The organism is Actinomadura litoris, assembly GCF_009733595.1.
Taxonomy (GTDB): domain Bacteria; phylum Actinomycetota; class Actinomycetes; order Streptosporangiales; family Streptosporangiaceae; genus Spirillospora; species Spirillospora litoris.
In genome coordinates this window covers 207,759-230,308 of sequence record NZ_WOFH01000006.1, presented here as the reverse complement: position 1 = coordinate 230,308, position 22,550 = coordinate 207,759, and the positions used below count along the sequence as shown (strand labels likewise).

The window sequence follows — 22,550 nt, the reverse complement described above, 5'->3', positions numbered from 1 at the left end:
GGCGGGTGGGGCACGGGCCTCCATGGGGACTCCGGGGCGTGACCAGGCCAAATCTAATAGGAAAGTTTCCTATTCAACCGATTCTCGCTCCGTACCGTTTTGATGTCAATACCGGGTGAATGCCCGGAATCGTTGCGTGGGCGATTCGGGGGACGGTTGTTTCGGCGATGACCTGGGGATCTCTCGCGTGATCCGGCTCGCGGCGGAGGTTTCGGACCGGCGGGCGGTCAGTGCTCCTCGTCGCCGAGCAGGTCGGCGTAGACGTGCAGCCGGGTCGCGACCTCGGCGAGGTCGGCGGAGGCGACCACGCACGCGGTGATGTGGGCGTTCAGCGTGTCGAACAGCCAGGGCGGGGCGGCCGCGTCCGAGCGCAGCCGGGCGGCGAGCGCGTGCAGCCGCGCGGCGCATCCGGTGAGCGCCTCGGCGTCGGCGTCGAGGGCCTCCGCGTGGGCCGCGATCACGCGCTGATGTGCGGGCATCGGTTCTCCCGGGGAATCGGGGCCCTCAGGGGCCTTCGCTGACGTCGGAGGACGCGTCGGGAGCGGCGGCGGAAGCGGACGGATCGGTGGGCGGGTCCGCGGACGGATCGGTGGGCGGGTCTGCGGGCGGGTCCGCGGGCGGGGCGGGGAGCGTGAGCGGGACGGCCGCGCCGCGGCGGCTGCGGCGGGCCGGGGCGACCAGGCAGAGGATCGGGCGGGCGCCGTCCAGCCCGAGGTCGCGCAGGTGCCGGGCGAACGGGTGCTCCGACCGCGCGACGGCGAGCCGGAGCCGGGGGGAGGGGTGCGCGCGCCGCGTCCCGCGCCACTGGAGGCTGGAGCGCACCGGGACGCCGTCGCGGTCGGAGTAGACGACCAGGCTCCGCCCGGCGACCGGGGCTGCCACCGGGAGACCGGGGCCGAGCGTTCCGGCCAGCGACATGACCGGCTCGCCGCCGGCGACGGCCTCCACCCGCGCGGCCCCCGCGCCCGCCTCCACCCGCACCGTGCCGAGGGACGCCGCGTGTCCGAAGACCTCCTCGGCCACGGCGCGCGACAGCTCGGTGTTCACGAGCACGTCGGTGAAGCGGCTGCCGACGCGGTCGGCGCGCGGCGAGCGCGGGAGCAGGGCGCGCCAGGACGGTGGCCGCGGCGTGCCCCGGCCGCCCGGCGGGGCGACGAGGACGGCGAGCCCGACCTCCGCGTAGGCGCCGAGGCTCGTCCGCCGGTTGTCGGACACGTGGATCGCGACGACCGCGCGGCCCCCCAGGCGCACGGCGGACGCCCGGCCGCCGAGCAGCCCCGCCGCCGCCTGGGCGTCGGCGACGAAGTAGGCGGTGAGCGCGTAGCCGTCGTCGCAGCGGACGGGCAGCTCCACCGGCCCGCTCGCGGTCGCCGCCCGCGTCACGGCCGGGGCCACGGCGACGCCGCGGCGCACGACCTCCGGTACCGGCTCGTCGTCGTAGAGCCGGTAGAGCTGCGAGCGCGTGGCCGGGCCGTGGTAGGGGCGCAGCTTCGCGTCGATGTGCTCGCGCGCCTCGGGCAGGTCGACCGCGAGGTTGGCGGTGTAGTGCTCGACGGCATGGCAGGCGGGGAACTCGTGGGTGGGGTCGGTGTAGTCGACGACGTACCAGTCGGGGTGCAGGTCGAAGCAGTTCCCGGCGCCCTGGCCGTCCAGGCTGGGGATGATGTCGTGCTGGTTGGCGACGCTGGCGACCCAGGTGGTCTCGGTGGCGGGGCGCTTGAAGTCGACCGGCGAGCCGACCACGACCACGTGGGTGATGGTGTAGCGGGACGCGAAGGCCGGGTCCTGCGCGAGGGTCATCACCGCCGATCCCCCGGCGCTGTGCCCGACCAGCGCGATCTCGGCCCCCTCGGGGATGCCGTAGTCGGCGACGGCCTTGGCCAGCGAGCGGCTGTAGGGCGCGCTGTCGAGCAGCGTGCTGCTGAACGCGCCGAGCAGGTCGCCCGGCGAGTCGTTGTCGGGGTTGCCGGGCCGCATGCCCGGCGCCTGGACGACGTGCCGCTCGACGCCGTCCGGGCCGGTGACGGTCTGGATCAGGACGCGTCCGGTGGTGCCGACGACGCCGATGTTGGTGAGGAAGTCCAGCAGCGAGCCCGTCTCGCGCAGCCGCCGCCGCTCGGGCGGGTCGGCCTGGACGCGGCGGGCCGCGCCGCCGCCCACGTCCAGCAGCGCGATCGCCAGGTTGCTCACGCCGCTGACCGGGTCGGCGGTGGCGGCGGCCGAGCCGCTCGCGATCATCCAGGCGGTGTGGTCGTTCAGCGGGTTCTCGTCCAGCAGCGCGCGCAGCGCGAGGATCTCCCCGAACACCGGCGCGATCGCGGTCAGCGCCCGCGCGGCGCCCCGGTCCTTCACCAGCGCGTACAGGGCGCGCGCGGCCTCGATCTCGCGGTCGGCGGCGACGGCCTCGTTCAGCCGCGCCAGCACCGGGTCGGCGGCCAGTTCGGGGTTGTCGAGCGTGACGGCGGCGATCCGCAGCCGCAGCGAGGTCGTCATGACCGAGACGGCGAGGCTGCGCGCGCCGAGCACGCTGCCGAGCTTGGCGCCGACCGTCCCCGCCGGGCCCCCGGCCAGGGCGTAGCCGAGGCCCTTGCGGTTGGTCACCGCGTGCAGCAGGGCCTGCTCGGCGCGCAGCGCGGCGCCGGGCGCCCGGTGCAGGGCGCCCGGGACGGCACCGGCGGTGAGGGCGCCGGTCGCGTGGACGGACACCTCCCGCATGACCCCCGCGATGTCGGCCAGCTCGCGCGCGGCGGCGCGCAGCGTCCGCGCGGTCTCCGGATCGGCGAGCGAGGGGCCGGTCGGGGGAATGTCGTCAGAGGGGTCGTCCGTGGTCACCTGTCCTCCTCACCGATGTCGGGGCCGCGCGTGCCGGAGGGCGCCCTAGAGGGCGCCGCGCCAGGTCATGCTCACGAAACGGGGTCTCGGGTCCTCGGGGATGTTGCGGTGCAGGACGTCCGACACCGTGCGGGTGGCGCCGATGATCCGCATGCCGAGCGAGGTGAACGTGGCGGGGTTCAGCACGCGCGGCGCCAGCAGCGGGTTGGTCAGCGCCTGCGAGAACGCGTCGATCGCGATGATCTTGGTGAGCAGCGGCGGCAGGATCGCCCGCGCCGATCCGGGCTCCTCGGCGAACAGGCCGACGTACAGGTCGATGTCGTCCACCGTGTCGTAGAGGCCGCGGAGCGCGTCGCTCACCCGGGGGTCGCCGGAGATCTGCTCGAACCGCCGCACGCGGGGGAAGCGGCAGTGCGCGCGGTAGTCGTTGTAGGGGGCCAGGTCGAGCGCGCGCGAATGCTCGATCGAGGTCCGGTCGACCTCGCGGAGCGCGGGGTCGGTGTTGAACAGGCCGATGCGCCCGGCGCGCTGCTCGGAGGCGTCCTCGAAGAGGCGCCCGAGGCCCGCCTTGGGGATGAGCGGGCCGCCGAACAGCGTGGCGTGCAGCGGCACCTCGGCGTCGCCGACGACGAGCCTGGACGGGATCAGGCTGTGCCAGCGGTAGACGAGGTTGAACTCCACCGACGCCCAGTTCTGCCGGTGCCACGGCACGCGGGCGAGCGTGGCGCCCAGCCTGGGGTCGAGCAGGAAGCGGAAGTGGTAGGGCGTGATGTGGTTGACGTACTCCTCGACCACGAGCCTGATGACCTGCGCGGTCACGATGTTGCGCGCGGTCTGGAAGAGGCGCTCGTCGTCCCAGCGCGGGTTCTCCTCGGCGAGCAGCCGCGCCACCCGGTTGTGCTCGCGCAGGAACAGCACCGTGAACATCGTGAAGCCGATCTGCACGTTGCCCCGGTCGCCCCCGGTCGCGAACAGGGTGTCGCGCTGCGCGGTGTCGAGCCGGTCGAAGTCGGCCATGCTCAGCGCCCGGAACTCCGGCTTGACGGCGCCCTGCTCGCACAGGTAGGGCGGGAACTCGCCGCCGTCGACGAGCTGGCTCTTCAGCAGGCCCCCGTCGAAGGCGCGGACGGCGCCGGTCGCCTCCTCGTTCAGCCCGTAGAGGGGGTTGACGTCGATCTCGTGGTTGGAGGAGTTGCGGCGGGGGTCGCGCGGCACGTTGACGTCGCCGCGCAGGAACCCGTCGGTGAACCATTGGGCGAAGTAGGCGAACAGCACGGTCGAGCGCGGGCAGGGGATCATCTCGTCCCCGCGTGTGAACAGGTCGGACGCCTGCTCCGGGGTGGGCCTGGCCCCGGCCCGCGACGGCGTCGGCGGGAGGTGGCGGCCCAGGTAGGTCCGGTCGGTGAGCGAGGCCCACGAGGTGTAGTCGGACCTGGTGCTCAGCGGTTCGGGGCGGGCCGGCATCTCGCGGACGGCGCTGTCGATGAGGAACGCGTTGAGGCGCCGCCGCACCGGGCGGACCGACTCGGCGAGGCTCCACAGCGGGCGCCCGCGGGTGAGCGCCAGGTAGCGCAGCCGGTTGGCCGCACCGTCGGTCGCGATGCTCCGCGCCTTGACGCGGCGTGCTCTCATCGGGCTGAGCGGCGACATCGGGCTGAGCGGCATCCTCACTCCTCTTCCTGGCCGAGGCCGAGCGTGAACCGGTCGGGGAAGACGCCCCTGTCGCGCAGGACCGTCCCCTCCGGGGGCGGGAGCAGCCGCACGCCGGGGCGGCGGAACAGGCGGCGCAGCGTCTCGCAGATCACGGCCGCGCCCGGGTCGGCGCCCAGGCACGCGTGCGGGCCGTGGCCGAAGTGCAGCGAGGTGTGGAGCGGCCGGTCGAGGCGGAAGGCGTCCGGCGCCGGGACGGCGGTCTCGTCGAACATCGCCGAGGCGACCGCGGCCAGCACCAGCGAACCGGCCGGCACCCGCGTCTCGTGCGGGGTGCCGCGCGCCAGCACGTGGTCGCGCTCGCACGTGCGCGCGATGAGCTTGAGGAACGGGTCGAACCGCAGCGCCTCCCACACGTGCCGGTCGAAGGCGGCGGTGTCGTCCTCGGCGGCCGCCTCGGTGACGGCCTCCCGCAGTTCCGGACGCCCGAGGACCTGCTGGACCACGTGCACCATGGAGCCCGACGCGTTCTCCATGAACCCCAGCAGCAGGCCCGCGACGTTGACGAGGAGGCGCTCGTCCTCCAGGGACAGCTCGCGGGGCAGCCGCGTGCGCAGCAGCCGGGACAGGATGTCCTGTGGGGCGCGCGCCGCGTCGGCCGCGACGGCCATCCGGCGCTCGGCGAGCAGGGCGCGCAGGTAGTCCATCATCTCCGCGCCCGCGCTCAGCGACGCCGCGTGGATGCCCGGGTCGCCGGCGAGGTTGGCGGTGACGTCGGTCATCACGGCCCTCGACCAGCGCGACAGCGTCGGCCGGTCGGGGCCGGGGAAGCCGAAGTAGCGCCCGGACACCTCCGCGCAGACGTGCCGGAACAGATCTCCGACGACCTCGACGCGCCCGTGCGGCAGGGCGGCGTCGAGCACCGCGTCGGCGACCTCGGCCACCAGCCCCCGGACCCGCGGCACGTCCTCGGGCGGGAGCATGACCTGCATCAGGCCCTTCTCCCGCCGGTTCAGCGGCGTGCCGTCCCTGGTCAGCATGACCGGGCCGCCGAGCGCGGGGTCGAGGCGCGCCGCGTACCCGGCGACGGTGAACACCTCCCCGCGCGAGAGCACCTCGGTGACGTCGGCGAAGCGCGTCACGATCGTGAACACCGGGGTGGCCAGGACGGGACGGTGCGCGCGCAGCTCGGCGAAGAGGGGCCGCCAGTCGGTGCGCAGCCAGCCCGCCAGGAGCGCGAGGGCGTCGGCGGGGTCCTTCCCGGCGGCGGCCTCGTACCGGTCGAGGTAGCCGCCGGCGCCCGCCCGCCCTGAGGTGCTCAACTGCGCGTCCACCTGCGCGGACGTCTGCTCGGGAGGGTTCATGCGGCGGCCACCTCGGGGGTCGATGGGTGCCGTCGGCCTCGGGGGGCCACGGCAGACCTGCCACGACACGCGCAGCCGGACGAGCACCAAAGGTAACCAGATTCCACGCACTTCGCCACATAGAGTTAGAGAACAGATGCGCAAAGTAATGATTTGTTGGCCTTCAGGCCACTGTTGCGGGACTGGCCCGGTGTCGTTCACTGCGGGAAAAGAGGAGGCCTCATGGGTTCGCGACAGCGCTGGACGGAGCCGGAGTCCACCGGCACCGCCGCCGTCTCGCACGTCCGCCGTGACGCCTACCTGATCACGCTGGTCGTGCTGCCGGTGCTGGCCCTGGCGGCGGCCGTCGTCGCGGTCTGGGGGCACGGCGTCGGCCCGGCCGACCTGGTGATCTTCGCGGTCATGTACGCGGTGAGCATCTTCGGCATCAGCGTCGGCTACCACCGGATGCTGACCCACCGCTCGTTCCGGTGCCGCCGCCCCTTATTCCTCGCGCTGACGCTGGCCGGCGGGCTCGCCCTCGAAGGCCCGGCCTCGCTGTGGGCGGCCGAGCACCGCCGCCACCACAAGTACGCCGACCGCCCCGGCGACCCGCACTCCCCCTGGGCCTACGGCGAGTCGCTGCCGTCGCTGGCGCGGGGCCTGCTGCATGCGCAGGTCGGCTGGTTCTACACCGCGCGGCGGCGCTCCGTCCGGAGGCACTGGGTCCCCGACCTGCTGGCCGACCCCGTCGTGCGGCGGATGGACGCCGCCTACCCCGCCGTCGTGCTGCTGTCGTTCGCGCTGCCCGCCCTCGCGGGCGGGCTGGCCACGATGTCGTGGGCCGGGATGTGGTCCGCGCTGTTCTGGGGCGGGCTGGTGCGCTACGCCGTCGTCCACCATGTGACCTGGTCGGTCAACTCCGTCGCGCACAGCTTCGGCGGGCGCGCCTTCGACACCCGCGACCGCTCGACCAACGTCCGCTGGGTCGCGCTGCTGACGTTCGGGGAGGGCTGGCACAACTGGCACCACGCCGAGCCGACGTCCGCGCGGCACGGCGTCCTGAAGGGCCAGTTCGACGCCAGCGCCCTGCTGATCCGCGGCTTCGAGCGCCTCGGCTGGGCGCACGACGTGCGCTGGCCCGACCCCGCCCGGCTGGCCCGGCGGCTGACCGACCACCTGGCCACCGAGCGGGAGGCGCCTAGCGGGCTGCCCTGATCGTGAGCCGCCCGGCGCGGCCCTTCTCGCCCGCGGCCCAGCAGCCGCCGTCGGACGCGCAGTCCACGGTGTCGAAGCTGCCGGTGTCGAACCGCGTCCACGAGCGGCCCGCGTTCAGGGTGCCGTCGCTGCCGGTGGGACCGACCGCGAGCGCCGCCGGGCCGGTATAGGTCGGCCACACCACGCCCGACCGGTACTCCGCCGGAGGACGCGGCGCCGGGCGCCACGTCCGGCCGCCGTCGCTCGTGGTCGCGGCCGCCGCCGGGGACGGCTCCCCTGGCCGGTAGTCGCCGCCGACCGCGACGCCGTGGCGGGTGTCGCGGAACGCCACCGCGAACACCCCCTGGGACGCGGAGCTCGGCAGCGGCGTGTCGGCCACGGTCCAGGTCAGCCCGCGGTCGCGGGAGTGGAACACCCGCGCCTTGGACGCGCCGCCGGTCGCGAGCCACACGTCCCGGCCGCCGTGGCTCACCAGGCACTGCCCGCTGGCGGCGAACGCGGCCTCGCCCGGGAGCGCGTCGGGCATCCCCTTGTTGGGCAGCACCCGCCAGCTGCGCCCGGCGTCGCTGGTGGAGATGATCCGGAAGCGCCCGTCCACGGGATCGCTGACGGCGAGCCCGTGCCGCGAGTCGAAGAACGTCATGCAGTCGTAGAAGGCGCGCGGCTCGTCGTTGCGGAAGCCGAGCGTCCACGTCCGGCCGCCGTCGGAGGTCTGGTAAACGCGGGACGCGTCGCCCTCGCCGATCGCCAGCACCACGGCCCGCCGCTCGTCGAACGCCTCGACGTCGCGGAACTCCAGGCCCGCCGCGTCCGGCGGCCCGACGCCGCGCCAGGTGCGGCCCGCGTCGGTGGTCCGCAGGACGGTCCCGCCGGTGCCCGCCAGCCAGGCGGTCTTCCGGCTGACCGCCGCGAGCCCGCGGAACCGCGCGCCGGTCCCGGTCGGGGTGACCTGCCATCCGAGGCCGGGCCGCGCCACCTGCCGGACGGCGGGCGCGGCCTGCGCGACGGGCGCGGACAGCGGCGTCGCGACCATCACCCCGCACACCCCGGCGAGCGACATCTTCCACGCGAGCGCGAGCATCGGCTTCATGCGACGCAAGCTAACGAATGTCGATCATCCCGTCCAGACCCCCCGTCACCGGGTCGCGGTGAGCGCGTAGAGGACGGGCAGGTTCCGGCCGTCCACCGGGAAGCGGTGGCGGCCGTCCGGCCCGACCGGGGTGCCCCGGCCGAGGTCCAGCGCCGAGTCGAGGCGCTCGTCCAGCCGGGTGACGCGCAGCCCCGCCGCCGCGGCGGCGGTGACGATCTCGCCGAGCGAGTGCGCGAACTCCACCGACGTGGTCGGCCCGGTCTCGGTCGCGTACGACCCCGACGAGGCGTACTCGTGCGGCCCGTCGAAGGCGTAGGGGAAGTCCAGGACGAGCGGCTCCACGGTCTCCACCATCTGGAGCAGCGGATGGAAGTCGACGAGGACCAGCCGTCCGCCGGGCCGGAGCGTCGCGGCGACCGAGCGCATCCAGGCGTCCACGTCGGCGATCCAGCAGAGGATCCCGTAGGCCGCGTAGGCGAGGTCGAACCGGCCGCGCATCCGCTCGGGCAGGTCGGTGGCGTCCGCCTCGACGAACCGCACGTCCACCCCGCACCGCTCCGCGAGCGCCCGCCCCTTCTCCAGCGCCACCGGCGAGAAGTCGACGCCCGTCACCCGCGCGCCGGAACGTGCCAGCGAGATCGCGTCGAACCCGATATGGCACTGGACGTGCAGCACGTCCAGCCCCTCCACCTCGCCGACGGCCCCGCGCTCCACATCGGTGAGCGAGTCGGCGCCCGCCACCAGCCCGGCCGTGTCGTAGTACGCGTCCTGCCCGTGCGCGGCGGCCCACACGTCCCAATGAGCCCGGTTGACCCCGGAAACACCCTCTCCCATACGGCGACGCTATTCACCCGCCGCGCCCCTCGACAAACCGTTTGCGCACGAGGGCGGGCGCCCCCCGGGGGGAAGGGGGGCGCCCGCCTGGTTCCGGGTCAGCCGATGGGGGTCGGCTGGATCGGGAGTTCGATCGAGGAGGGGTGCTCGGCGTCGTGGTAGATCGTCTGGTCCGCGACGCGGGTGTGGCGGTCGGAGCCGAACTCCTTGCCGGTGTTCGGGTTGCGGTCGTACATCGGGAAGTTGCTGCTGGAGATCTCCAGGCGGAGCCTGTGCCCGGCCTTGAAGACGTTGCCGGTCGGCCAGATCTTGATCGTGTACTTGTAGACCTTGCCGGGCTTGATCAGCGAGGGGTGCTCCAGCGAGTCGCGGTAGCGGGCGCGCTGGATGCCGTACTGGATCAGCATCGAGGTGCCGTCCTCGGCGACGTCGGTGAGCTTGGCCGTGAAGTCGGTGTCCTTCGCCGAGGAGGACGCGTAGAGCGTGACCGAGATCGGCCCGGTGACCTCGGTGTCCTTCTCCAGCGCCGGGGTGCTGTAGACGAGGACGTCGGGGCGCTGCTCGATGAGCCGCTGGTCCTGCGGGCCGCCGGGCACCGACTGCTGGAACCGCCCGCCGAAGCTCGGCACCGGGTTGTCGGGGTCGTAGCGGTAGCGGTCGGGCTCGCGGCGGCCGGACGGCGGGGCCGTGCTCAGCGTGCCGTCACCGGTGATCGTGTTCGCGCTTCCCTCGCTGTTCAGGTAGTACTTCGTGTTCACGGTGCCGGGGATCGGCCAGGCGTTCGCGGTGCGCCACTTGTTGGCGCCCATCACGAAGACCTTGACGGCCGGGTCCTTCTCGACGCCGTTCTCGGCGCCCTTGAGCCAGTGGTCGAACCAGCGGAGCTGGAGCGCGTCGACGTCGACGGCGGCGTCGGGGCCGAAGTCGAGCGCGCCCGCCCGGCTGCCGTGGCCGCCGTGGGTCCACGGGCCGAGCATCAGCGTGCTGCCCTGCCGGGCGGCGGGCGAACCGCCCTTGGCGCGCATCCCGGCGAAGTTCTCGGCGGTGCCGTCCAGGAAGATGTCGTACCAGCCGCCGAAGTTGAAGGAGGGGACCGTGACCTGCGGATACCGGGTGCGGATGCTCCAGCGCTGCCAGTAGTCGTCGTTGCTCGGGTGCTTGATCCAGTCGTAGTAGTACGGGGCGACCCGCTCGTCCTTGGGGTACAGCGGCGGGAACTTCTTCAGCGGCAGCGACCAGTACCACTTGCTGAACAGCTGCTGGCCCGCCTTGTTCATCTCGGCGTCCAGCTTCGCGCCGTCGGGGTACTTGCGGACGGAGCTGTTGGCGAGCGAGCTGAGCGGCCACGACTGGGTGAACGACTGGTACATCGCTCCGCCCTCGTACGTCCAGCCGTCGTAGTAGTCCGACGAGGTGAACGCCGGGATGATCGTGACGAGGTGCGGCGGGCGCATCGTCGCGGGCATCCACTGGGTCAGGCCGGGATAGGAGAACCCGTACATCCCGACCTTGCCGTTGGAGTGCGGCAGGCGGGCGGCCCACTCGATCGTGTCGTAGCCGTCGGTGCCCTCGCTGCGGTAGGGGTAGAAGTCGCCGTCCGACTTGTACTGGCCGCGGACGTCCTGCACCACGACGACGTAGCAGGCCGAGGCGTAGCGGGTCGGCCGGTCGTAGAAGATGTCCTCGGCGCGTTCCTTGTTGTAGGGCAGGCGCATCAGGATGACGGGGTGGTCGCCGCCGCCCTTCGGCGTGAACACGTTCGAGCGCAGCACGGTGCCGTCGCGCATCTTCGTGCCGACGTCCTTCTGCTCGGTGAAGTCGCAGTGCTCCGCCGCGCCGGGCGCGGCGGAGGCCGGGGCCCCGGGGACCGCCGCGGTGCCGCCCAGCGCGAGCGCCGCGGTGCCGAGCACCGCCAGCCGGACCCGGCCCCGCCCGACCGGCCTGGACGCGCGGCCCGCGCCGCGCCGCTCTCTGGATTCGCGCCGTCTTCTCATGTCACAGGGTCCCTCCTGCTCGATGCGGTGCAGGCCCGGAGCGTGCCATGATCGGACGGCGCCGCGAAGACGCGTGCGCCGACGCTGCGTCGAGCAGCCGGTTCCGTGCGCCGAGCGCCTCGTCCCCGGCGGGCGAACGGTCCAAAACGTGCGATGGACGGACGTCTTATGGTGCTTTTCCATAATTCGTCCCTCCGGCTCGGGGAGCCCGGCGCCCGCCGGACGAGAGTCAGTGAGCCGCCCGACATGCCGTGACTTGTCGCGAAAAGGCGTTCATCGCGGTGAATCAACCGTTCATCGGGGGCGCCCTGCTCGCGGCCGACCCGGTCTCACCGTTTGCCGAAGGTGACCTTCCGGGGGCTGTCCGGCGCGTCCCGGCCGCCTTATCGTTCGGTTCGCCGATCTAGACCCTTGCACGTCACGCGCTTTCCACTCGGTGACGACGACCGCTCCGTCGTCCATGACAAGGAGCAACCGCATGAGGCCGACGCGTCTCCGAAATCCGGTCACCACGTCAGTGCTGGCCGCCGCCGCGACCTCGGTCGCCCTACTCATGACATCGCTGACCGGCGCGATCCCCGCCGCGTCCGGCACCACGGTCCAGGCGGCCGCGGTCGACTGCGCGGACGGGACGACCGTCCAGACCGACACCGGTGCGGTGTGCGGCGTCGTCAAGGACGGCGTCAGGTCCTGGCTCGGCGTGCCCTACGCGGCGGCGCCGGTCGGGAACCTGCGCTGGGCCGCGCCGCGGAAGAGGCCGGCCTGGAGCTCGACGCTGCCCGCGACCGAGAACGGGCCGACCTGTCCGCAGTCGGCCGCGCTCGGGGCGGGGTCGACCAACGAGGACTGCCTCAACGTCAACGTCCGGGCGCCGGAGAACCCGCGCGGCAAGAAGCTGCCGGTCATGGTGGAGTTCCACGGCGGCGGCTGGCTGCTCGGCAGGCCGGCCGACGGCAGCCACCTCGCCAAGGCGGGCAACCTCATCCAGGTCGGGGTCAACTACCGGCTCGGCATCTTCGGGTTCATGGCGCACGCCTCGCTCGGCGACCACTCCGGCAACTGGGCCATCCAGGACCAGCAGGAGTCGCTGCGCTGGGTGAAGCGCAACATCGCGAGGTTCGGCGGCGACCCGGACAACGTGACCATCTACGGCGCGTCGGCCGGTGGCGCGAGCGTCTGCTCCAACACCGTGTCGCCGACCGCGAAGGGCCTGTTCCAGAAGGGCATCGCGCAGAGCGGCGAGTACAACTCGCTGCGCGGCGGCACCGTCAACACCTCCTGGCAGCCCGGCGACTGCAAGTCGCAGCTGCCGACCGAGAAGCAGGCGCAGCAGGCGGGCGCGCGGTTCTCCAAGGTCCTCGGCTGCGAGGGCGCCGCCGACAAGGCCGCCTGCCTGCGCAAGGTGCCGGTGCAGACGCTGCTGGACAAGTCCGGTGACGGGCTCGGCCCCGACAAGGGGACGATAGCGCCGATCGCCGACGGGAAGACCCTGCCGATGTCGCCCGCCGAGGCGTTCAAGAAGGGCAAGGTCAACGACGTCACGCTGATGCACGGCGTCGACCGCGACGAGACCCAGCTGGAGAACGCCGAGACCCCGGCCGACTACCGGCGCCTCGTCCGGCAGCAGTACGGGCCGCACGCGAGCGCCGTGTTCGACCTGTACCCGCTGGAGCGCTTCCCCGAGCCGTCGGCGTTCATCGCCTACCGGACGATCGTCGCCGACTCCAACTCCGTGTGCCCGGCGCTGCTCAACGACCAGCGGCTCGCCAGGCACCTGACCGTGTTCGCCTACCAGACCGACAACGCCGACGCCCCGCCCGCGTCCTGGCTCGACAAGACCAAGCCGAACGGGTCGTTCCACGTCGGGGAGAACCAGTTCCTCGCGCCCGGCCCCGTCCCGCCGAACCCGAACCAGCAGGCGCTCGGCAACCAGATCACCAACCAGTGGACGGGCTTCGCCCGCACCGGCGACCCGACCGTGCCCGGCGCGCCGTACTGGCCGAAGTTCACCAAGCGCAACCCGAACGTGCTGTCGATGGCGCCCGCCGGGACCAGCGAGCTGACCACCGAGATCGGCAAGCAGCACCACTGCGGGTTCTGGAACGCGCTCACCCCCTTCAACAACTGATCCGGCGGCGGGCGCGGAGCGCGCTCCGACGCTGAGCCGCTCACGCGCTGAGACGCGAGGCTGACCGTGGGGTCCCTGACAGGGGATCCCACGGTTCAGTCGCCCGTTCTTTGACCGAAACTCGCCATTGATATGCCCGAAACGGGCGTGTCATAGTTGCGGCAGTTGCGATCAAGGGCGTGCGGATGCAGACGACACTGGCCACCCTCGCCATCACCGGCGTGATCCTCGCCATCGGGGTCCTGCTGCGGGTGATGACCCGATCGCGCCGCTACCTCGGCGGCCCGGCGGAGCAGGCGACCTACCAGACGCTGCACACGGTCTCGGTCGCGGCGCGCACCCTGCGCGGCGGCCTGGACGCCCAGGGCGCCGGACGCGCCGCGCGGCACCTGCGGGCCCTGCTCGGCTGCCAGGCGGTCGCGGTCACCGACGGCCGCGCCCTGCTCGCCTGGGACGGCACCGGCGAGGCGCACGCGGGCGACGCCGTCCGGCACGCGCGGCACCCCGTCGGCACCGGGCGCAGCGTGGTGCTCAAGGCCGACCAGGTCGCCTGCGAGGACCCCGACTGCCCGCTCGTGCACGCGGTGATCGCGCCGCTGACGGCGGGCGACCACGTCGTCGGGACGCTCGCCGCCTACGACTCGGCCGCCACGGCGGGCCTCGTGCGCGCGGTCGGCGAGACCGCCCGCTGGGTGTCCACGCAGCTCGAACTCGCCGAGCTGGACCGCTCCCGCACCCGCCTCGCGGAGATGGAGGTGCGGGCGCTGCGCGCGCAGATCTCGCCGCACTTCATCTACAACTCGCTGACGACGATCGCCGCGTTCGTCCGCACGCAGCCCGACCGCGCCCGCGAGCTGCTGCTGGAGTTCGCGCACTTCACCCGGTACTCCTTCCGCAACCACGGCGAGTTCACGACGCTCGCCGAGGAGCTGCGCTCGATCGACCGGTACCTGCTGCTGGAGCACGCCCGGTTCGGCGACCGGCTGCGGGTCAGCCTGCGGATCGCGCCGGAGGTGCTGCCGGTCGCGGTGCCGTTCCTGTGCGTCCAGCCGCTGGTGGAGAACGCCGTCCGGCACGGGCTGGAGCGCAAGACCGGGGTCGGGCACGTCACGATCGTGGCCGAGGACGCCGGGCAGGAGTGCCTGCTCAGCGTGGAGGACGACGGCGTCGGCATGGACCCCGAGCACGTCCGGCGGGCGCTGGACGGCGAGCAGCCCGGCGGCGACTCGGTCGGCCTCGTCAACGTCGACGAGCGGCTGCGCCAGGTGTACGGCACCGCGTTCGGCCTGGTCATCGAGACCGGGCCGGGGGCGGGCACGAAGGTGAGCCTGCGGATCCCGAAGTACAAGGCGGGGGTGAGCGTCTCTTGACCAGTCTGGCCGAGGAGAGCGTCGAGGAGGGCCTGCACGTCCTCGTCGTGGACGACGAACTGCCCGCGATCGAGGACCTGGCCTACATGCTGGCCGCCGACGACCGGGTGTGCCGGGTGTCGCGGGCGGCCACGGGCGCCGCCGCGCTGCGCGCCCTGGAGGACGGGGCGGTCGCGGCGCTGTTCCTCGACATCCGGATGCCGGGGCTGTCGGGCCTCGACCTCGCGCGGGTGCTCGCGCACTTCGAGCGCCCGCCGAAGATCGTGTTCGTGACCGCCTACGAGACCCACGCGGTGGACGCCTTCGAGCTGGGCGCCGTGGACTACCTGCTCAAACCGGTCGGCCAGGAGCGGCTCGCCGAGGCCGTGCGCCGCGTCGTGGAGGCCGTCTCGGGACGGACGGCCCGCGAGGTGGCCCCCGAGGACGAGATGATCCCGGTCGAGCTGGTCGGGGTGACCCGGTTCGTCCGGCGGTCGGAGGTGCGCTACGCCGAGGCGCACGGCGACTACGCGCGCCTGCACACGCAGCGGGAGAGCTACCTCGTCCGCACGTCGCTGACCGCGCTGGAGGAGGCGTGGAGCGACGCCGGGTTCGTCCGGGTGCACCGCTCGCACCTGGTCGCGCTCGCCTACATCGACGAGATGTACATCGAGTCGGGACGGTGCGCGGTGCGGGTCGGCGACATGCGGCTGCCGGTCAGCCGCCGCAACACGCGCGCGCTGCGGGACCGGCTCGTCCGGCACGCCCGGCCCGGGGCGCACCGGCCGTGACCGGGCCCGGCGAACCCGGCGGGCCGCCGAGGCGCGTGCGGGTGCAGCGCGGCGGCGGCCGGGCCACCCGGCTGCGGCCCGGCGCGGGCGGACGGCGCGACCTGCACGAGCAGACCCAGCTCGGCGACCTGATGATCAGGTCGCTGATGCGCGTCCAGCTGCACCTGGCGATCCGGGTGTGCGCGCTGTTCGGGGGGCTGCTCGGCGCGCTGCCGCTGGTGTTCGCGTTCGTGCCGCAGGTGCGGGACCTGAACGTCGCGGGGCTGCCGCTGCCGTGGCTGCTGCTCGGCGTGCTGGTCTACCCCGGCCTGGTCGCGGGCGCGGTGCTCTACGTGCGCCAGGCCGAGCGCAACGAGCACGAGTTCGAGGACCTGGTCGACCGTTCGTGAGCTCGCCGTACGCGGTCGTCGCGATCGCGGTCGTCACCGTGGTCACCGTCCTGATCGGCAGCCGCGGCCTGCGCCGGTCGCGGACGACGTCGGACTTCTACGTCGCCTCCCGCACGGTCTCGCCGATCTGGAACGCCTCGGCGATCAGCGGGGAGTACCTGTCGGCGGCCTCCTTCCTCGGCGTCGCGGGGCTGGTCATGGCCTACGGCGCCGACATGCTCTGGTACCCGGTCGGCTACACCGCCGGGTACCTCGTCCTGCTGCTGCTGGTGGCGGCGCCGCTGCGGCGCTCGGGCGCCTACACGCTGCCCGACTTCGCCGAGGCGCGGCTCGGGTCGCCGGTGGTGCGGCGGATGTCGAGCGTGCTGGTGATCGTCGTCGGGTGGCTCTACCTCGTCCCGCAGCTGCGCGGCGCCTCGCTGACCCTGCACGTGATCACCGGCGCGCCGCCGTGGCTGGGCGCGCTGATCATCGTGGTCGTGGTGGTCGCGAGCGTGTCGGTCGGCGGGATGCGCAGCATCACCGCCGTGCAGGCGTTCCAGTACTGCGTGAAGATCACGGCGATCACGATCCCGCTGCTGTTCATCGGGTTCGTCTGGTCGAGCCGGGGCGCGCCGCCGGTGACCGCGCACGACACGCCGGAGTTCGCGGAGGCCACGACCGTGCGGTTCGACACCGCCACGCGCGTCGACGTGCGCGTCCCGGTGACGGTGGCCGCGCGCGGCGTCGTGGACGGGCGGCGCGTCGACGCGCCGCTCCCCCTGGCCGCCGGGCGGCACACGGTCGCCGACGAGACCCGGCTGGGGTTCCCGGCCGGGTCGGCGGCGCCCGTCATGGCCGGCTCGGCGATCGCGGGCAACCACGCGTGGGCGTCGCCGCTCAACGGCGGCGGCGGGCACGGCCATCCGCTGTACGCGACGTATTCGCTGGTCATCGCGACGTTCCTCGGGACGATGGGGCTGCCGCACATTCTGGTCCGCTTCTACACCAACCCCGACGGGCGGGCGGCCCGGCGCACGGCGCTGGCCGTCCTCGCCCTGCTCGGCGGCTTCTACCTGCTGCCCACCGCCTACGGCGCGCTCGGCCGGCTCTACGCGCCCGAGCTGCTGGCGACCGGCGACTCCGACGCGATCGTGCTGCTGCTGCCGGGCCATCTCGTGCCCGGCACGGCCGGGCGGCTGCTCGGCGCGCTGGTCACGGCGGGGGCGTTCGCGGCGTTCCTGTCGACCTCGTCGGGGCTGACGATGTCGGTCGCCGGGGTGCTCGCGCAGGACATGCTGGGCGGACGCTCCGGCGGCCGCATGCGGCGCTTCCACCCGTTCCGGATCGGCACCGTGGTGGCGATCTGCGTCCCGTTCGCGGTCGCGCTGTCGACGGGCGGGGTGCCGATCGCGCGGGCGGTCGGGCTGCCGTTCGCGGTCGCCGCGTCCTCGTTCTGCCCGCTGCTGCTGCTCGGGATCTGGTGGCGCGGGCTGACCTCGGCGGGCGCCGCCGCGGGCCTGGTCGCGGGCGGCGGCCTCGCCACCGCCGCGGTGATCGTCTCGACCCTCGCGCCCGCGCTGGACGGCTGGCCGCGCGAGCTGCTGGCCGAGCCGTCGGCGCTGACCGTCCCGATCGCGTTCCTGGTGATGTTCGTGGTGTCGCGGCTGACCCGGGGACGGCTGCGCCCGGACATCGCCTCGGTGATGGTGCGCATGCACGCGCCCGAGTCGGTGCGCCCCACCGGACCCGACACGGGCGACACGCCGCGGGCGAACCGCTGGTCGTAGCGGATCGGCGAACCGCTGGTCGCCGGGGATCGACCGTTCGCTCGGACGCGGGCGCACGCCATCGCCCGGGTGTCGCCATTGGTCGATCAACCCCGAACTGCTCTATTTCGCCCGAGTTCGCGGGCCTATGTTCGCCTCATCAGCGCTTGTTCGCGTCGCGAGACGCGCGACGGGAGGGAAATCGAATGGCCGATACCGAAGCGGGCAGGCTACCGGTCAGGGCCCCGGAGCGGATCGCCCCGGCAGGGGGGATCGCCGACCCCGGGCCGCTCGGGCTCGCCGCTTTCGCCCTGACGACGTTCGTCCTGAGCTGCGTCAACGCGGGCATCCTCGAAGTGGGCACGAAGAGCGTCGTGCTCGGGCTCGCCCTCTTCTACGGCGGGCTCGCGCAATTCGCCGCCGGAATGTGGGAGTTCCGGAAGGACAACACCTTCGGCGCCCTCGCGTTCACTTCCTATGGCGCCTTCTGGCTCGCCTTCGCGGGAATCCTGTTCTTCTACAAGCCGACCGGGGCGACCGCCGACCAGGCGACCCACGCGGTCGGCGTCTTCCTGCTCGGCTGGACCATCTTCACCGCGTACATGACGATCGCCTCGCTGCGGGTGAGCGGCGCGGTCGCGGCCGTGTTCGTGTTCCTGACCGCGACGTTCGTGTTCCTCACGATCGGCGACCTGACGGTCAACGAGAACATGACCAAGGTCGGCGGCTACCTCGGCCTGCTCACCGCCGTGCTGGCCTGGTACACCTCCTTCGCCACGGTCACGAACTCGACCTGGAAGCGCACGGTCATGCCCACCTGGCCCATCGGCTGACGCCCTGACGGACGAGTGAGAGGAGCGCGACCGTGAGCGAGACACCTCCGGCGCCGCCGTCGAAGGACACCCTGTCCAACCTGATGCACGAGGACCGGCGGTTCCCGCCGCCGTCGGGGCTGGCCGCCGAGGCCAACGTCACCGCCGCCGCCTACGCGGACGCCGCGTCCGACCGGATCGCGTTCTGGGAGGAGCAGGCGCGGCGGCTCGACTGGGGGCGCCCCTGGACGAACGCCCTCGAATGGGAGCCGCCGTTCGCCAGGTGGTTCGAGGGCGGGCTGCTCAACGTGGCGGTCAACGCCGTCGACCGGCACGTGGACGCCGGGCACGGCGACCAGGTCGCCATCCACTGGGAGGGCGAGCCGGGCGACACCCGCACGATCACCTACGCCCAGCTCAAGGACGAGGTCTGCAAGGCCGCGAACGCGCTCGTCGAACTCGGCGTCCGGGCCGGCGACCGGGTGATGATCTACCTCCCGATGATCCCCGAGGCCGTGTTCGCGATGCTGGCCTGCGCCCGGCTCGGCGCCCCGCACTCGGTGGTGTTCGGCGGCTTCTCCGCCGAGGCGCTGCGCAACCGCATCGAGGACGCGCGGGCCCGCGTCCTGATCACGGCCGACGGCGGGTTCCGGCGCGGCAGGCCGAACGCGCTGAAGCCGGCGGCGGACGAGGCGGCGGAGGGCACCGGCATCGAGCGGGTCCTGGTCGTCCGGCGGACGGGTGAGACCGTGCCGTTCACCGAGGGGCGCGACGTGTGGTGGCACGACCTCGTCGACCGGCAGTCCGCGGCGCACACGCCGGACTACTTCGACGCCGAGCAGCCGCTGTTCATCCTCTACACCTCGGGGACGACGGCCAAGCCGAAGGGCATCCTGCACACCTCGGGCGGCTACCTGACCCAGGCCGCCTACACCCACCACGCCGTGTTCGACCTGAAGCCGGACACCGACGTGTACTGGTGCGCGGCCGACATCGGCTGGGTGACGGGCCACACCTACATCGTGTACGGGCCGCTCGCCAACCGCGCGACCCAGGTGATGTACGAGGGGACGCCCGACACGCCGCACCGGGGCCGGTTCTGGGAGATCATCCAGAAGTACGGGGTCACGCTGCTCTACACGGCGCCGACGGTGATCCGCACGTTCATGAAGTGGGGCGAGGACGTCCCCGCGAAGTACGACCTGTCGTCGCTGCGGCTGCTCGGGTCGGTCGGCGAGCCGATCAACCCCGAGGCGTGGATCTGGTACCGCGACACGATCGGCGGCGGCCGCACGCCGGTCGTGGACACCTGGTGGCAGACCGAGACCGGCGCGATCATGATCAGCCCGCTGCCGGGCGTGACCGCGGCCAAGCCCGGGTCGGCGCAGGTGGCGCTGCCGGGGATCGCGGCGGACGTGGTGGACGGCGACGGCGTCCCGGTGCCGGACGGCGGCGGCGGCTACCTCGTCCTGACCGAGCCGTGGCCGTCGATGCTGCGCGGGATCTGGGGCGACCCGGAGCGCTACGCCGACACCTACTGGTCGCGGTTCGCCGGGCAGGGCTTCTACTTCGCCGGGGACGGCGCCAAGAAGGACGGCGACGGCGACCTGTGGCTGCTCGGCCGCGTGGACGACGTCATGAACGTCTCCGGGCACCGCATCTCCACGACCGAGGTGGAGTCGGCCCTGGTGTCCAACCCGCAGGTGGCCGAGGCGGCGGTGGTCGGCGCGACCGACCCGACGACCGGGCAGGGCATCGTCGCGTTCGTCATCCTGCGCGGCGGCGCCGCCGACAAGGGCCCCGAGCTGGCCGCCGAGCTGCGCGACCACGTGGCGCGCGAGATCGGGCCGATCGCCAAGCCGCGGCAGATCCTCGTCGTCCCGGAACTGCCGAAGACGCGCTCCGGCAAGATCATGCGGCGGCTGCTCCGGGACGTCGCGGAGAACCGGTCGCTGGGCGATGTGACCACGCTTCAGGACTCGTCGGTGATGGACCTCATCTCCGCGAAGCTGCCCACGTCGAAGGAGGACTGACAGGGGAGAACCGATACGGGAGGTCTCGGCGATCACGGGCCTCCGCCTCCGGGCGGGGGCCCGTGTGCCCGTTGCCGTGCACCCGCGCTCGCCGTCTGCTTTCATCCCGTCCGTTCGCCCGTGTCCGTTCCCGTGAAGGGGCATGAACGGCGGTTCTGCGCGTCCCCTGCCAAGGGACGCGCGTATTCGTTGGCAGATGGTGCCGATATTCGTGGTGGGCGGGCTGGTTCGGTCCTTTAGCTGGGGTGGTTGAAAGGCGAAACGGAGGCGCGCGCCGCGAGGGGTTGCCGGTGGGCGACGCGGTGGTTACCGTACATCCGACTGATAGGAAACTTTCCTAATGATTCGAGGTCGGTTGTGGCCCGCTCCCCGCCCGCGTTACTCCGGCATGCCATGTCAACGACTCGGGGTTCGGGGGATTCCTGCGTGTCCGCGTCTCCTACCCGGGAGCGAAAATTGAGAAGACTTCTCCCACTGCTCACCGCGCTCAGCGCACTCGTCATCGCCCTGCTGGTCCCCGTCCCGGCCAACGCCACCGCGTCGGCGACCGCGACGTTCGCCAAGGCCTCCGACTGGGGCTCGGGCTACGAGGGCAAGTACACGATCACCAACACCACCGGCTCCCAGATCTCCGGTTGGAAGGTGGAGTTCGACCTGCCCGCCGGCGCGTCCATCGGCTCCTACTGGGACGCGGTGCTGACCAAGTCCGGGCAGCACGCCACCTTCACCAACCGTGAGTACAACACCACCATCGGCGACGGCGCCAAGGTGACCTTCGGCTTCCTCGTGAACGGCACGGGCACGCCGGAGAACTGCACGCTGAACGGTGCGGGCTGCACCGACACCGGGACCCCCGGCGCTCCCAAGGCACCGAACTCGCCGAGCGTGTCCGAGCGCACCGACACCTCGCTGACGCTGTCGTGGACGGCGCCCGGCGGCGACGTCACCGGCTACCGGGTCTACGAGGGCTCGGACGTCCGCGCCACCACCAGCGGGACCAGCACGACGATCTCCGGCCTGGAGACGTGCTCGTCGCACACCTACGTGATCAAGGCCTACAACGCGGTGGGCGAGTCCCCCGCGAGCCAGGCCGTGTCCGGGACGACCACCGGCTGCACCACCCCCGCCGTCGGCAAGGCCGCCCCGTACCTGTACATGGGCTGGGGCAACCCTCCTGACCCGACCACGGTCATGAAGGCCAGCGGGGTCAAGTGGTTCACGATGGCGTTCATCCTCTCGGGCGGCGGCTGCAACCCGAGCTGGGACGGCCAGCGGCCGCTCACCGGCGGTGTGGACGCCCAGGCGATCGCGAAGATCCGCGCGGCCGGCGGCGACGTGCTGCCGTCCATCGGCGGCTGGTCGGGCAACAAGCTCGGCCCGAACTGCAACTCGCCCGAGGCGCTCGCCGGTGCGTACCAGAAGGTGATCGACGCCTTCAACCTCAAGGCGATCGACATCGACATCGAGAACACCGACGAGTTCGAGAGCGCGGCCGTCCAGGACCGCATCCTCGGCGCCCTGAAGATCATCAAGCAGAAGAACCCCGGCATCCAGACGATCCTCACGTTCGGCACCTTCACCAGCGGCCCGAACAGCTGGGGCAAGCGGCTCATCGACCAGTCCAAGGCCCTGCAGGCCGACGTGGACGTGTTCACGATCATGCCGTTCGACTTCAACGGCGGCGCCGACATGTACGGCAACACCGTCAGCGCCAGCGAGGGCCTGAAGAACACCCTCAAGTCGGCCTACGGCTGGACGGACGCGCAGGCGTACGGCCACATGGGCATCTCCGGCATGAACGGTATGTCGGACCAGAAGGAGCTGACCTCGACCGCGACCTGGACGAAGATCCGCGACTGGGCGAAGTCCAAGGGTCTGGTCCGGTTCACCTTCTGGTCGGTCAACCGGGACCGTCCGTGCCCCGGCGGCGGCACCTCTGAGACGTGCAGCGGCACCGACCAGCAGCCGTGGGAGTTCAGCAAGATCACGGCTGGCTTCTAGCCCCTCCCCATGGCGCGGCCTGCGCCGAGCCGCCCCCCGGCGCAGGCCGCGCCCTTCTCCCCAAGGCCCGATCGTCCGGCGTTTGAAAATCCGCCGATAATTCAGTTAGGAGGGGCCCGGCCTGGAGTGTTCGCAGGTCGGGTCCCCGATTCCCCGCGCAGGCCCTTCTAGTGCACCGATTCACACCAATCCGGAAATGGAAATTTCCAGCCGCATGGTCAATAGTGCAGAGCACCGGCAGGCGGCGCGTCCCGCTCCCCCCGCATGCGTCGCCCCGCCGGCGACGGCAGGGCCCTGCGGTCGGCACGCTTCCCCGCGGCGTGAAAGGAAGAAGACCC

General features: G+C 72.6%; 16 protein-coding genes. 9 read left to right on the top strand and 7 right to left on the bottom strand.

Annotated elements, in window-relative coordinates:
• Positions 1-227 precede the first annotated feature (227 nt).
• From GNZ18_RS18640 to GNZ18_RS18625, 4 genes are read right to left on the bottom strand one after another with little or no spacing between them, the layout of a single operon-like run.
• Complete coding sequence (locus GNZ18_RS18640; RefSeq protein ID WP_156217776.1) at positions 228-479, bottom strand: hypothetical protein; 252 nt, start codon at positions 477-479, stop codon at positions 228-230.
• Between the two features lie 25 nt (positions 480-504).
• The gene (locus tag GNZ18_RS18635) at positions 505-2,832 is read right to left on the bottom strand and encodes a hypothetical protein (RefSeq protein WP_216651354.1); all 2,328 of its coding nucleotides are present in this window, start codon (positions 2,830-2,832) and stop codon (positions 505-507) included.
• Between the two features lie 45 nt (positions 2,833-2,877).
• Positions 2,878-4,497: a peroxidase family protein gene (locus GNZ18_RS18630; RefSeq protein ID WP_246249969.1), complete on the bottom strand. Its 1,620-nt coding sequence runs from the start codon at positions 4,495-4,497 to the stop codon at positions 2,878-2,880.
• A gap of 2 nt (positions 4,498-4,499) precedes the next feature.
• The gene (locus GNZ18_RS18625; protein ID WP_156217775.1) at positions 4,500-5,846 is read right to left on the bottom strand and encodes a cytochrome P450; all 1,347 of its coding nucleotides are present in this window, start codon (positions 5,844-5,846) and stop codon (positions 4,500-4,502) included.
• Between the two features lie 222 nt (positions 5,847-6,068).
• Between GNZ18_RS18625 and GNZ18_RS18620 the strand changes: the two genes are divergently transcribed.
• Positions 6,069-7,043 carry an acyl-CoA desaturase gene (locus tag GNZ18_RS18620; protein ID WP_156217774.1) on the top strand — a complete coding sequence of 325 codons (975 nt, stop codon included), beginning with the start codon at positions 6,069-6,071 and terminating at the stop codon, positions 7,041-7,043.
• On the opposite strand, the gene GNZ18_RS18615 is transcribed toward GNZ18_RS18620, so the two are convergent.
• The 3 genes from GNZ18_RS18615 to GNZ18_RS18605 form a co-directional block, all read right to left on the bottom strand.
• Positions 7,027-8,133, bottom strand: coding sequence for a WD40/YVTN/BNR-like repeat-containing protein (locus GNZ18_RS18615; RefSeq protein WP_216651353.1), 1,107 nt, complete (start codon positions 8,131-8,133; stop codon positions 7,027-7,029). The two genes, GNZ18_RS18620 and GNZ18_RS18615, sit on opposite strands and share 17 nt — an antisense overlap.
• 45 nt (positions 8,134-8,178) lie before the next feature.
• Positions 8,179-8,967 carry a class I SAM-dependent methyltransferase gene (locus GNZ18_RS18610; protein WP_156217773.1) on the bottom strand — a complete coding sequence of 263 codons (789 nt, stop codon included), beginning with the start codon at positions 8,965-8,967 and terminating at the stop codon, positions 8,179-8,181.
• Positions 8,968-9,065: 98 nt separating this feature from the next.
• Positions 9,066-10,961, bottom strand: coding sequence for a CocE/NonD family hydrolase (locus tag GNZ18_RS18605; RefSeq protein ID WP_156217772.1), 1,896 nt, complete (start codon positions 10,959-10,961; stop codon positions 9,066-9,068).
• A 478-nt stretch (positions 10,962-11,439) separates the two neighbouring features.
• On the opposite strand from GNZ18_RS18605, the gene GNZ18_RS18600 reads away from it, so the two are divergent.
• From GNZ18_RS18600 to GNZ18_RS18565, 8 genes are all read left to right on the top strand, one after another.
• On the top strand, positions 11,440-13,089 hold the full coding sequence (locus GNZ18_RS18600) for a carboxylesterase/lipase family protein (RefSeq protein WP_156217771.1): 1,650 nt from the start codon (positions 11,440-11,442) through the stop codon (positions 13,087-13,089).
• Between the two features lie 185 nt (positions 13,090-13,274).
• Entirely contained in the window at positions 13,275-14,459 is a 1,185-nt protein-coding gene (locus GNZ18_RS18595) for a histidine kinase (protein WP_156217770.1), read from the top strand.
• On the top strand, positions 14,456-15,229 hold the full coding sequence (locus GNZ18_RS18590) for a LytR/AlgR family response regulator transcription factor (RefSeq protein ID WP_156217769.1): 774 nt from the start codon (positions 14,456-14,458) through the stop codon (positions 15,227-15,229). Before GNZ18_RS18595 ends, GNZ18_RS18590 begins: the two co-directional genes overlap by 4 nt.
• Entirely contained in the window at positions 15,226-15,618 is a 393-nt protein-coding gene (locus tag GNZ18_RS18585; protein ID WP_156217768.1) for a hypothetical protein, read from the top strand. The genes GNZ18_RS18590 and GNZ18_RS18585 overlap by 4 nt, the downstream gene beginning before the upstream one ends.
• Positions 15,615-17,387: a sodium/solute symporter gene (locus tag GNZ18_RS18580; protein ID WP_312874601.1), complete on the top strand. Its 1,773-nt coding sequence runs from the start codon at positions 15,615-15,617 to the stop codon at positions 17,385-17,387. Before GNZ18_RS18585 ends, GNZ18_RS18580 begins: the two co-directional genes overlap by 4 nt.
• 185 nt (positions 17,388-17,572) lie before the next feature.
• Entirely contained in the window at positions 17,573-18,199 is a 627-nt protein-coding gene (locus tag GNZ18_RS18575; protein WP_156217767.1) for an acetate uptake transporter, read from the top strand.
• 83 nt (positions 18,200-18,282) lie between these two features.
• The gene (gene acs, locus GNZ18_RS18570; protein WP_156218079.1) at positions 18,283-20,211 is read left to right on the top strand and encodes an acetate--CoA ligase; all 1,929 of its coding nucleotides are present in this window, start codon (positions 18,283-18,285) and stop codon (positions 20,209-20,211) included.
• A gap of 456 nt (positions 20,212-20,667) precedes the next feature.
• Positions 20,668-22,212, top strand: coding sequence for a cellulose binding domain-containing protein (locus tag GNZ18_RS18565; protein WP_216651352.1), 1,545 nt, complete (start codon positions 20,668-20,670; stop codon positions 22,210-22,212).
• Positions 22,213-22,550: the final 338 nt, after the last annotated feature.

What these genes read in the sequence shown, in the direction of transcription:
- GNZ18_RS18615 (WP_216651353.1), bottom strand. Translation starts at nt 8,133, where the DNA reads ATGAAGCCGATGCTCGCGCTCGCGTGGAAGATGTCGCTCGCCGGGGTG.
- GNZ18_RS18640 (WP_156217776.1), bottom strand. Translation starts at nt 479, where the DNA reads ATGCCCGCACATCAGCGCGTGATCGCGGCCCACGCGGAGGCCCTCGAC.
- GNZ18_RS18600 (WP_156217771.1), top strand. Translation starts at nt 11,440, where the DNA reads ATGAGGCCGACGCGTCTCCGAAATCCGGTCACCACGTCAGTGCTGGCC.
- GNZ18_RS18630 (WP_246249969.1), bottom strand. Translation starts at nt 4,497, where the DNA reads ATGCCGCTCAGCCCGATGTCGCCGCTCAGCCCGATGAGAGCACGCCGC.
- GNZ18_RS18595 (WP_156217770.1), top strand. Translation starts at nt 13,275, where the DNA reads ATGCAGACGACACTGGCCACCCTCGCCATCACCGGCGTGATCCTCGCC.
- GNZ18_RS18610 (WP_156217773.1), bottom strand. Translation starts at nt 8,967, where the DNA reads ATGGGAGAGGGTGTTTCCGGGGTCAACCGGGCTCATTGGGACGTGTGG.
- acs (WP_156218079.1), top strand. Translation starts at nt 18,283, where the DNA reads ATGCACGAGGACCGGCGGTTCCCGCCGCCGTCGGGGCTGGCCGCCGAG.
- GNZ18_RS18625 (WP_156217775.1), bottom strand. Translation starts at nt 5,846, where the DNA reads ATGAACCCTCCCGAGCAGACGTCCGCGCAGGTGGACGCGCAGTTGAGC.
- GNZ18_RS18575 (WP_156217767.1), top strand. Translation starts at nt 17,573, where the DNA reads ATGGCCGATACCGAAGCGGGCAGGCTACCGGTCAGGGCCCCGGAGCGG.
- GNZ18_RS18605 (WP_156217772.1), bottom strand. Translation starts at nt 10,961, where the DNA reads ATGAGAAGACGGCGCGAATCCAGAGAGCGGCGCGGCGCGGGCCGCGCG.
- GNZ18_RS18620 (WP_156217774.1), top strand. Translation starts at nt 6,069, where the DNA reads ATGGGTTCGCGACAGCGCTGGACGGAGCCGGAGTCCACCGGCACCGCC.